6 protein-coding genes are annotated in these 11,803 nt (G+C 50.3%); all 6 read right to left on the bottom strand.

Features of this window, described 5'->3' with window-relative positions; translation table 11 throughout:
- Positions 1–140: 140 nt before the first annotated feature.
- Positions 141–4,343 (bottom strand): S-layer homology domain-containing protein, encoded by a 4,203-nt coding sequence (locus tag D3P07_RS20690; RefSeq protein WP_147384549.1) that lies wholly within the window; start codon positions 4,341–4,343, stop codon positions 141–143.
- Positions 4,344–4,701: 358 nt separating this feature from the next.
- A complete protein-coding gene (locus D3P07_RS20685) occupies positions 4,702–5,850 on the bottom strand; it encodes a glycosyltransferase family 4 protein (RefSeq protein WP_119802160.1) in 1,149 nt (382 codons plus the stop codon).
- 197 nt (positions 5,851–6,047) lie between these two features.
- Positions 6,048–6,809 carry a WecB/TagA/CpsF family glycosyltransferase gene (locus D3P07_RS20680; RefSeq protein WP_119802159.1) on the bottom strand — a complete coding sequence of 254 codons (762 nt, stop codon included), beginning with the start codon at positions 6,807–6,809 and terminating at the stop codon, positions 6,048–6,050.
- Positions 6,810–6,816: 7 nt separating this feature from the next.
- Positions 6,817–7,968, bottom strand: a complete 1,152-nt coding sequence (gene csaB / locus D3P07_RS20675) for a polysaccharide pyruvyl transferase CsaB (RefSeq protein ID WP_119802239.1) — start codon at positions 7,966–7,968, stop codon at positions 6,817–6,819.
- On the bottom strand, positions 7,932–10,046 hold the full coding sequence (locus D3P07_RS20670; RefSeq protein ID WP_259391627.1) for a DUF5693 family protein: 2,115 nt from the start codon (positions 10,044–10,046) through the stop codon (positions 7,932–7,934). The genes csaB and D3P07_RS20670 overlap by 37 nt, the downstream gene beginning before the upstream one ends.
- Before the next feature lie 30 nt (positions 10,047–10,076).
- A complete protein-coding gene (locus D3P07_RS20665; protein ID WP_119802238.1) occupies positions 10,077–11,792 on the bottom strand; it encodes a phospho-sugar mutase in 1,716 nt (571 codons plus the stop codon).
- Positions 11,793–11,803 lie beyond the last annotated feature (11 nt).

Genomic DNA, 11,803 nt, shown 5'->3' with positions numbered 1-11,803 from the left:
CGATGCAAAAGATTTTCCATGGATAAAAATGCTCTCTATAATTCTCGTACAAGCTCTATCGCGCATCATTGCTGAAAATTTTCGTAACTTTATACAAAAGAGGGATCGGCTCAACGCCAACCCCTCTTCCAACCCAGTCATTAATTGTATATCTTAGGCAACTTCTTCATATCGTTCATCACACGTGCCATAATAATGGCTGCATCGCTGCGAAGGAGTCTTGCTTTCGGATCGAACACAGATCCTTCTTTCGGGTTCTCCGGGTTAATGAGTTTGCCTTGAATGAAATTCTTCTTTTGAATTGCAAGCACCGCCGGGATGGAGTAGAAATCGAAAGTACCGGAATCCTTAAAAATTTTATCTAGCGACTTCTTCGCTTTCGTCGCATCTGGCTCCATCTTCAGTTGAAGCGCTCTGGCAAGTATGACCGCCGCTTCCTGGCGCGTCAGCTCTACATCCTCATCGAAGAAGCCAGGACGCTTGCCGTTGACGATACCTGCCCTTGCAGCCGTCTCAATATAACGGTAGTCATAGATCGAGCTGGACTGATTTGCATTTGTGATCGTCTCCGGGTAATAGGAGAAGTGCAGATCTCCCTTGTAATTCAACGGCAGATCCATTGCTCTCACGATCATGCGAGTGAACTCGCCGCGTGTAACGTAGCGGTCTCCGCCAAACATGCCTACCGGATCAATTGCATTCATAATGCCCTTTGCAAAGATCGCTTCCATCGCTTCACGAGCGTAAGGATGGTCGGTAATGTCGTTAAATCCGCGCGTCAGCTTAACGGCTACATAATAGCCGAATTTCGTAAACGGAACAGTAATGGTGCGTTTCTTCTCGTCTACAACACCGCCGATGTTCTCCCACTTGCTGTTATATGGGTCAAAGCGGAATACCGTAATTGTCGTGCCTGCGCTTTGTACGACATTGGTGTCATAGGTTAGCGTTAGGGAGCCTGGTGCGCTTGGTACCAATTCACGATCGAATTGTCCCCAGCGAGCAGCAAAATTATCGGTATACTTGTTCAGCAAGTTCGGGAATGGGAACGGATCTTGTCCCGTCGTAATCGGATCGTAAGCCGGGCTTGTCGGATCCGGATTATCAGCTAAACCACCATCAATCCAGTAGAGAGGGCTTGCTTTGATGAATTGTCTCGCTTCATCCTGGAAGCGATAGCCGATATGCAAGTTGCCTGCAGCTTGGCTGGTCGCCGAGTAGTTCGGCGGCTGGCCCTCGTACAGATGCCTGTCTACAATTCCATCATTCGGATTCGCAATAGCAAACAATAAATCATTTCCATTGTATACTTGCGTTGCATGACCAGTCGACGCGTTATATTCCGGTCTGATCAATTGCGTGTTTTTGCTGAAGGTCAACGTCAACGAATTATTAAACAATTTGTGCGATGAAGCCATGGTCTCCATCATTTGTGCGCCAGGAATGTTCGTCGGCACATATTTGACGGTCAGCTCTTGCTTGATTGTATCCTCGCCGCGCGTAATCGTGAACGGAATTTTGGTATCCCTGCCCGCTCTTAAATCCTTGACTACTGCTCGGTAGGCTTCAATATAAGTCGTTCCGCCTCCATTAGCGCCATAATCAACGAAAGTAACCGGCTCTGCTTTTTGCTTCCCTACCGTAATCGAATCGGCGCCTGGGGAGCTGATAATAACTTCAACAAAATTTCTGTTCGTCACCAGTTCTTCTTTCACTGGCGATTTGATGCTGTACGGGATGGAAATTGGATTGATTTCCAGACGGTATGTGGCACGCGGGCCATTCACCCCGGCATTAAACACCGTAATCACGTATACCAAGGAACTGCCATCCTCTGGCATCACCTGGTTATTAATCGTAAAGAAGAAGTCCTGCGCATTCACATCATAATAGAATTGCACGGCTGCATCAGGAGTGGATGGATTCTCACCAGCACCGTTAATCACATGATGGGCACTCCCCGGGGTTCCGTCAACCGTAATGATATTGCGATCTTTATCCGCCATCTTGAATTGCTTCGTCAAATTCCAATTAATCGGGCTTTTCCAGTTTGGCGAATCGATGGTCACAATGTAATCTTGCGGGTTCGACAATCTGGACGAACTTACATTGGACTGAACATTACCAGAAACCGTACCCAGATCTACGAAGTCAAATGTGCCGTACACATCGAAATATGCTTCTCTCGTCGTGTAAACGGAACCTTGCTTATTGAAATTGGAATCAGCGGATACCGGCGGCCATTGTCCCTGCGTAAACGGATAGACACCGTCTGTATTTGGAGATGGAATCGTTGGCAGGTTCGTTGGCACGATGCTGAATCTTAGCGTGTATTCATAGTTATTGCTCTTGGATGCAAAAACGAATTTAATGTTGTTGTCGCCGGCTTTGTTCAAGATGCCTGCAATCAATTGCTGCGTCGCATCAACATTAAAATTTTTCGGCTGGAATTTGGTTACCGAACCTGGTTGTTGCTCCAACTCAACGGCAACGTTGTTAATATACAGGAATACAGACTGATCTGCTCCGGAATACTTAATTTCGCCATCATTGACTACATTGAACAATTGGCCCTTCAAGAAGCCCAACTGATTGAGCAGGCTTGCCGGTGTTCCATTCACTGTATCGAATTTGACATCCATTCCATCCACGATAGAATCGAATTTCATATATGGTCCGTACAGCAAACGCGCAATGATGTTTTTCGTCTCGCTGGATGCCTTATTGTGATCCAGCTTGAACGTAATCGTATTTGAACCCGATGTAGGCAGTTTTTGAACCTCTACAAAAACGCGAAGGAACGAAACTTGCTCATTATTCACAGTCTGGGTTACAACTTGTCCCAGAGGCCTTGTGCCAGACTCGCCAACAAGCTTGTAGCTAAGTGCTGTTGATGCCGGTACGGTACCTACCAGAATGTTGCCTACTAACGTATTAAGCTGAGACAGATCTTGCCCAACAACGGAGCTGTAGTTGCCGATCAAGAGCTCTACGCCCATCGGCACCGAATATACATCTACGCCGCCGCTTGGAATATCTGTGCTTTGCAGGCTCAGTACTCGGCTAATGTCTTTAGCACGCACCATATTGGTATTGCCAGTAATGGCTTCTGTCATGGAGCCGTCGAAGCCCGTCAAATAGTTAACATCGTAGATATAAGCTTTTGTATTGTCTCTGAGCGTAAAGTCCATCCAAGTCGACCAATCGAACTGGGTCAGGTTTGGTGCTTTAAAACGAATGCTGTTCTTCGCATCAAATGCCAGTGTTGGCATATCGTATGAGAAATCAACCGTGATGAACTTGGTCGTATTATCAATAGTAGTCGGTGAAATGGATATAGATGTCGGATTTCGGTCCGTCGCTACGCCTTGAATACTCATAGCAAGCAGTGCTGTTAGAGCGTTTTTAAATGCCGCTGGATCTGTTGTCGGAATCTTGTTGTTCACATTGTTGTTCAAGTCATGCAGGGGCAATGGAATAATAGCGGTACCGGATACTTTAATGCCCGTTCCTGCATTAGTCGAGAAATCGGTATTGTTTTGCAAATTCGATTCTTTTGAAGGGTTCGCGCTGTCGCTAATCTTAAGATTATAGTATGTAACCTCGCCATTATAGAAAGCCACTTGACGTGTAGTTTCTACAATTTGTCCGCCGTTATGCACTTTAAACTTGATGTTGTTGATGCCCTTGTCAATGGTTAATTGCGATGTGCTGAACCGGTTATTGTTATTGCCGGTCGACACGTTAAAGTCGTAGCTGCGTCCATTGATATCGATGGTTACTTTTGTCGCATTAGGCGCGCGGCCGGTAATGACGATCTGGCCTTGCTGCGTAATATTCGGAGCTGTGGAATAGAGCATGGTAGGCTCTGTTTCCTTCATATCATAATCCTGATTCTCGAAGGTTACTTTAAGGTCGTACAGCATCGGATTATCACGGTATTCGATGTAGATCGATTCCGAGACGATCGATGTGCCTGCAATGCCTTTCAATGTGATCTTGTTCATGCCTGGGAACAGAATAAGGCTATTAATGCTAATCCGGTTATCGCCTGTCGTGGAGATTCCCGTCGTAATTTCTTCAGTTGTATTCAGTACTTCCTCTAGTCCAGTGGACGTCACTTGCTTGACATTGTAGCTGATGGAGCTGCCGACAACGCCGTTGATTGTACCGTCAATCTGAATCGTCTTCGTTGATACGATTCTTGCATTGGCTCTTGTATCATTCTCATTCGGGAACAAGAAATACGCTCCCGCAGCGTTTGCCGTTTGCGGCGCCATGTAGGTTGGCAGCAACGTCACGATAAGCGCAAACGTCAAAAGTAGGGCTAGTGTTCTTTTCAAAACGGTGTTCCTCCTTTATGCATCTCTGTTCTTATGCTGCGCGTAAGTCAGCTGGACCACTTGGATCATCTTGAGATAGGGCTATAGTCATTGGATAGCTTGTCCATAGGATGATGACTGACTTATAAATCGTTCCTCCCTTTTCCTCCATAGTCAGATATTCTCTCTTCCTGTTATAGACGCACTGATCCAAGAAAAGTTCTGTATGTATTTTATCGGCGATTAAAACTCAGATGTTTAGACAAGCTGGTAAATTACTGGCGCAATTAGGCTAATACTCCTAGAGTACAGGTATCCGTGCATATAAAAAGCCCTGTATCCCGATGGATACAGGGCCCTATGTGTATAAGTGCGAAAATTACTTGCCGCGCGATTGCTGTGTATCCACCTTCGCTATGCGAACGCCGATACGAGCCAGGAAATTGATAAGCGGACGCCTCGTCTTGTCGACGATGCCCGTCACTTCGGCACCAATCTGCAACAAGAACATCAGCAGGCATATAACGCCGAAGGTAATCCAGTTGGCCGCGCTTGATTGTACGACAGCGGACTGAACAATAGCCAGGACGCCAAAGATCGCGGCAACTCCCCAAATGATCAAGACCGTGCGGCGATGGCTAAATCCAAGGTCTTGAAGCCTGTGGTGCAAATGCCCCTTATCCGGTGCAAAGATTGGCTTCTTGTTCACCCAACGGCGCACAATCGCAAAGAATGTGTCCGAAAGCGGTACACCAATAATGAGCAGCGGCGTAACGAAGGATACAATCGTCACCTGCTTGAAGCCAAGCATGGATAAGGTAGCCAGGCTGAAGCCCAGGAACAGCGAGCCGGAATCCCCCATAAAAATCTTAGCGGGGTGGAAGTTGAATACCAAAAACCCGATAATGCCGCCCAGCAGCAGCGTGCTGAGTAGAATGACGGGCTGGAAGCCCATCAGAGATGCCATGACGACAATTGTCGCGATGGAGATGCCCGATACGCCAGCAGCAAGGCCATCCAAGCCATCAATCAAATTAATGGCGTTCGTCACGCCGACAATCCACAGAATCGTAAGCGGAATACCGATCCATTCTGCAATCGGCTGCATCGTTTCGCCAAATGGAATGTTAACGAGATCGATCCGAACATCAAAGCCGAATACAACCACACAGGCTGCTGCGATTTGGCCGAGCAGCTTAACCTTCGCCGACAGCTCGAAGCGGTCATCCAATGCGCCAAGAATGATAATAATGGTTCCGCCAACGAGCAGCGCATTAATCATATTTACATCGCGGGGGCGAAGCAGTCCGTCCGGGATAAATGGCGACACCGCCAGAAACGCGCCCACAAATGCGATATAGATGGCAAGTCCTCCGAGACGCGGCATAATGCGCGTATGTACTTTCCGGTGATTCGGTTTATCAATGGCACCAATCTTGAACGCAAACTTCTTTACGAGCGGCGTCATGGCAAGTGCTAATAAAAGAGCGATAATAAATCCCATCGTATACAAGAAGCCAACTGGCATGTGTACAACTCTCCTTTTCTGAAAACATAAGCAGTCTTGCCCATGAACGAGTGCTCTGCTTATATTTCACCGGGAAACGGCCCCTTATTCGGCGATAGTAATCACCTAGGCAACCATCTGCTCCGAAGTGAATTATACTCCGATCGAAAAAGAATTACCAACACCGTTTTCAACCAATTTTCATGGAAATACCGACATTATTGTGCCTCAGGACGAGGTTTAGTCACGTTTTCTTTGTTGCGAAGCACTTTCACGACGAATTTCGGCAGCGCAAGCATTCTCTTATAACGAGATGGCTCCTGAAATAAGCGATACAGCCATTCAATCCGGAGCTTCTGATAGAACATCGGCGCGCGCTTCAGCTTGCCCGACACAATGTCAAAGCTTCCCCCGACGCCCATAATAAACGGTACGCCGAGACGTTCTTTGTACTGCGCGTTCCAATCTTCCTTCTCCATACCGCGTGCTACAAAAAGCAGATGGGGCTTAAGCTTGCGAATCTCATCCACAATCTCTTCATCTTCATTCGGGCCAAAAAATCCGTTGCGGCAGCCCACGATACGGACCTGCGGATATTGCAATTGCAGCTTCTCGGCAGCAGCCTCGATTATTTCTTGAGTGGTCCCCAACAAATAGGCAGTCCAGCGCCGCTTCTCTCCTTGCTCCATGAGCCGGTGCATCAGGTCAAAGCCCGCTACCCGCTCAGCGACGGGATCGCCTCCCGTCTTGGCAGCCCATACAACCCCCGCCCCATCCGGCACGATCAGGTCAGCCTTGCGTAATACGGCAGCAAATTCTGGTTTGTCCAAAGCTTCCATGACCATAATCGGATTCGCTGTTATGACATGCGTCAAGCGTCCATCCTCAATAGCCTCTGTTAGATAATGAACCGTCTCGTCCATGCTCATTTTCGAGAACGGTACGCCGAATATCGGCACGATTGGCACTTGTTTCGACATGAGGAAATCACCTCGATCTATATTGACGCAATATTTGTAAGATTTGTTGCGCGGGAATTTTTGCTTGTTGCTTCAACGTCTCGATAGCGGGACCGTGCTTGATGCGCCACTCCTCTGGCGTATCGAGCAGATTACAGGCTTCGTCTGCGAATATCTCAGCATCCAGCGATTCTGTTGTGCCGATCGGACGCAGATTCAAGCGATTCATAAATTGATCAATTTTAGGGTCGTACGACAGCCCAAGCATCGGAATGTGCTGATTGGCGGCGTATATAAGCGCATGCAGGCGCATGCCGAACAAAGCGTCACAGCGGCTGACCTCCAGAAGCATCGCCTGGGGGTCGTCGCCGGGAGCGGCCAGCTCGGCGGAGCTTCCTTCGCCGAGACGGCCGCTCAGCCGTTCCATCACCTCTTCCGACGTTACCCGGTCGGAAGGGGTGTGGAACGGCAAGAAGCGCAGCCGAACCGGCCTGCGCTTCGACAGCGCGACCAGCGCCTCGGCGGCGCGCGCCATATCGGCGCCGTCCTCGCGCCAACGGCGCAGCGAGACGCCAATGACTGGCGGCGTCTCGTCCGCGCCCGCGCGCGGCTGCGCTGCCGGTGAACCCCCCGGCAGCGGCAGCCCCATCACCGGATCGGGCACGACATCGATCCGGTCCAGCGGCATGCCGATCCGCCCTAGCAGAGCAGCGGATTCCGCATCCCGCACCGACACATACTTGCTCCGGCGCATCGCGCTCCGAATAAGCGAATCCATGGAGCGGCGATTGATCGGCCCGATCCCCTGCGCATAGGCAAAGGTCGGCTTGCCCAGCCACTGGGCAAGCTTCATGATGCCGATGTAATACGGAATCGTTTTCCCGCTTGTTACGTCTTGAAGCAAGCTGCCTCCGCCGCTAATCAGACCGTCACAGCTGCGGAGCGCACGAAGCACATCGCCCGGCTTCATCCGGTGGAAGGACTCCACGCCATACATCGCTGTCGTCCATGCCGGATCGGCGCTAAGCACGATGGGCTGAACGATAACGCCCTGCTTGTCTCCTTCTTCCTTCAACGCCAGCAGAATCGAACGAAGCACCGCCTCGTCCCCGCTGTTGCGGAAGCCGTAATATCCAGATATGGCTATGCGGAATATTTGCGAATCATTGGTGCCAGCCATTTGCGCCATGCTCCTTCCAATACGATCCAAGCGGCGATGAAGATCGTGCCGATGATAATACCTGCGCCCAGGCCAAGCAGCGTACGTACAATCGAAATGTACAGCGGCGTATGAATGTGTGTGAACGTACTGACCATAGTCAACTGTCCGATCACGCCCACAATAATTAATACCCATGCCGCGCGATAACGAATCGCGAGGAACAGTCCCAGCAGAAGTGGCGGATGACCCAGCATAAACTCTTTAAAGCGCGGACGAACGCCAAACGTCGACTCCAGCCAATTACGGATAATGAGTTCAATCCAGGTAACCGATCCCGAATTGCCTGTACGGGACAGATAATAGAAGCCGATTGCGCCAACAACAGCCGCAATAATAATCCAGCTAACCAGAATCGGCTGACGAAGCAGCTTCGCAATACGTCCGATAACTCCCCGTCCTTCATTTCCTTCATATAGCAAGATGTAAAGAGCGATCAGTCCGATCGGCCCGAGATGCAGCACGCTGACGCCTCTGAATTGCTCTAGCACCAGACTGTACGTAATATTGTTCAGCAAGCCGAATACGAGCGGAACCGCCGTCAGCGAGATACAGGTTGCGACAATGAACCAATTAAGCGCAATGCCCACCCTGCGGCCAATCGACACGCTTGGGAATACCCACTGTGTCCGTGTCTCTGCTTCCTGTCCGGCATTTGCAACCGTCCATTCCTCGCCGCCAACCATGCGGCGCTCGCCAACCGTACGGGAATAGATCCGGTTCATGACCCAAATGAGCGCCAGTGTCGGACCGCTCACCGCTGCACCAAGTGCAAGCGCTTGTTCCATGAGTGAGCTGTTCAAGACGAACAAGCCTGCGGAACCGATCAAGCCAAGGATAAAGACCAGAATGGATATATGCGGAATAAACGCGCTGACCAGCAGCGTAATCATTGCAATCGCTCCAAGCGCTACAATACCGCGCACCGGCTTCTCCCATGATGGCTTATCGTAGGTGAACGCCTGCGCAAGTCCCGAAGGGAATCCCGCCTCATCCAATTGGGCGATTACGCCACTCGGCCCGCTCATCGCAGTAGCTAGCTTGTCCACCGAATGAATCAGCAGCCCTGTATCCGTGCTGCCCTGATTCATCGTGTTCAAGAAGAACATCCGAATATTGCGATCCTTGGCAGCCAGCAAGAAGCGGTCGGCAATGCCTTCCTGCGTCATCTCAATACTGTCTTCCGGCGACAAGGAATATAGCCTTGTCACATTATAATTTGTCAAATAAGCCAGTTTATTTATGCCCTGTTGCGGTTTTTTCAAATTCTCAATCGCAATAAGACCGATATCATGTTGCTTTAGCAATTCTCCGAAGCTGTCGAGGCTATGCAGAGCCGATTGGTCCGATGTCCCCTTAGCCTTCTCTCCATCAAACAGTATACGTGACACACCGTACGACTTCAGCCTCTCCAGCTGCGCAGCCGTACGCTCCGAATCATAAGGCACGACGCGATCCGAGAAGCGAGGCAAAATATAGAAGCCCTTGTCAGAAAGCTCCTGGATCGTCATGGGATCAAAATCGAGCGTCTTCAGGACAGCTGCGGACAGTGATTCTTCGATAATAAGGCCAGGCCGTCCATCAAACGACCAATTGCGAACCGGAACCTCCATCCGTCCGTACGCCTCGCGCACGATCGGACCGATCTTCTCCTCTTCCTCACGGCCGTTAAAAAGAATATACGTATAGTTAACCCGCTCGTCCGGCACTTTACCTTGCAGCAAAGCGGCGTCTTTTTCATTGTAATAAGTAAGTCTGCCCGCTTGCATGAGCTCCTTGAGCGAGCTCTCATACACCGCCATCGTCGTAACGCCCGACTCCTTGAGCAGATCCACCTTCTCATTCAAAAATTGATTGGGATTGGGACGAAGATCCGCCACCTCCACAATATCCCGATGATCAAATACATACTCTATCGTATTCGATGACTTCTCCATCGCCATACGCGATATGCCAAGCGGCATGGCTGCCACAACGCCAATAAGCGTAATGACCCACAGCCATAGCTTCGCTTTCCGATTCCAACGCTGCCAACGCATGAGCACGTTAATCCTCCGTTCTATTCCTTGTTAAGCAAGTCCGTCCACACGGGACATAACCGTCTGCCGCAATTGCTGAAGCGCCGCAGCGGAAGTATCCGCCGACTCTTTCTTTACGCCAAAATATATTTTGATTTTCGGTTCCGTGCCGGAAGGCCTTAGACAGAACCATGAACCGTCTTCAAGACCGTATTTCAGCACATTCTCCGGACGAAGTCCATCTAGACCGCTTCCGTAATCCTGGACCGATACAATACGTACGCCATTGATATCGACAGGTGGGTTGGAGCGCCAATCTTCCATAATAGCGCCGATCTTCTGCACCCCGTCAAAGCCTTTGAGCGTTCGAGATTCAAGTGCCTCGAGATAATAGCCGTGCTGCTTATACAGCTCCTCAAGCACATCGTACAGAGTCTTGCCTTGACTGCTGTAATAGGCAGCTGCTTCACTGATCAGCAAGGAAGCAACTACGGCATCCTTATCCCGCGCATAAGTGCCGGAGAGATAGCCGTAGCTCTCCTCATAGCCGAACAAGAATGCCCGATCTTTATTTTTCTCGTAAGCCGTCATTTTTTCGCCGATGTACTTGAAGCCGGTCAGCGTATTTTCGACGCTCATTCCGTAAGAACGGGCAATATCAGCGCCCATCTCGCTTGTCACGATCGTCTTGATAACGACGCCGTTATCGGGAAGCAGCCCTCTCTCCTTCAAGGTGCTAAGCTTGTAATGCACCATTAAAGCGCCGGATTGGTTGCCTGTCAGCACGACATATTCCCCGTTGCCGTCCTTGACCACTGCCCCCATCCGGTCTGCGTCCGGATCCGTTCCGATGATGATATCCGCCGCTTCCTTCTTCGCCAGCTCTATGGCCAGCTCGAACGCTTCGCGTTCTTCCGGATTCGGAGATTTGACCGTGCTGAAATAACCGTCGGGCATCTCCTGCTCGCGGACAACGAGTACATTTCTGAAGCCTGCACCTGACAGCGCATCTCGGACAGGCTTGTTGCCCGTACCGTGCAGCGGGGTAAAGACGATGCCGAAGCGATCGCCCAGCTCACCTTGAAGCAGCTTTTGGTTCAAGCTCTCTCCTACGACCGTCTCCATATACCGGCGATCCTCATTTTCACCAAGCCACACGAGCAAGCCTTCCGATTCCGCAGACTGTCTGTTTGCGCGTTTAATAGCCCCAAAGCTGTCAATAGCCGCAATGGAGGCTATAACCTGCTCTGCATCTTCTGGTATCAGCTGGCAGCCATCTGCACCGTATGCCTTGTAGCCGTTATATTCCGGGGGATTATGGCTGGCTGTAATGACAATGCCGCCGGAAGCGTCTAAATCGCGAACAGCGAAAGACAACTGCGGCGTAGGGCGAAGCTCCTTGAACAAATAAGCTTTAATCCCGTTCCCGGCAAGCACAAGGGCCGTATCCAGGGCAAATTCAGCAGAGTTATTGCGGGAATCATAGGCAATCACAACAGACAGCCCTTTCCCTTCAACGCGATTATCGAGCAGCCAATTTGCAAGCCCTTGCGTCGCTTTGCCTACCGTATAAGCATTCAATCGATTGGTGCCGGCTCCCATTACGCCGCGCAATCCGCCCGTGCCAAATTCAAGCTCGCGGTAAAAACGGTCCCTCAGTTCTTTCTCGTCTCCTGCAATAGCCCGCAACTCATCCTTCGTCGCCAAATCGATTACAGGATCACTCAGCCAGGTCTCATATCGAGCCTGGGTGCTATCATTCGTCAGTTGGCTCACCC

The sequence above is a fragment of the Paenibacillus sp. 1011MAR3C5 genome (assembly GCF_003591485.1).
GTDB lineage: Bacteria > Bacillota > Bacilli > Paenibacillales > Paenibacillaceae > Pristimantibacillus.
Note: the sequence above shows the minus strand (reverse complement) of the source record. Positions and strands in the feature narration are given on the sequence as shown.

Coding starts and splice junctions, on each gene's coding strand:
- csaB (WP_119802239.1), bottom strand. CDS start 7,968: ATGGCTGGCACCAATGATTCGCAAATATTCCGCATAGCCATATCTGGA.
- D3P07_RS20685 (WP_119802160.1), bottom strand. CDS start 5,850: ATGCCAGTTGGCTTCTTGTATACGATGGGATTTATTATCGCTCTTTTA.
- D3P07_RS20670 (WP_259391627.1), bottom strand. CDS start 10,046: ATGCGTTGGCAGCGTTGGAATCGGAAAGCGAAGCTATGGCTGTGGGTC.
- D3P07_RS20680 (WP_119802159.1), bottom strand. CDS start 6,809: ATGTCGAAACAAGTGCCAATCGTGCCGATATTCGGCGTACCGTTCTCG.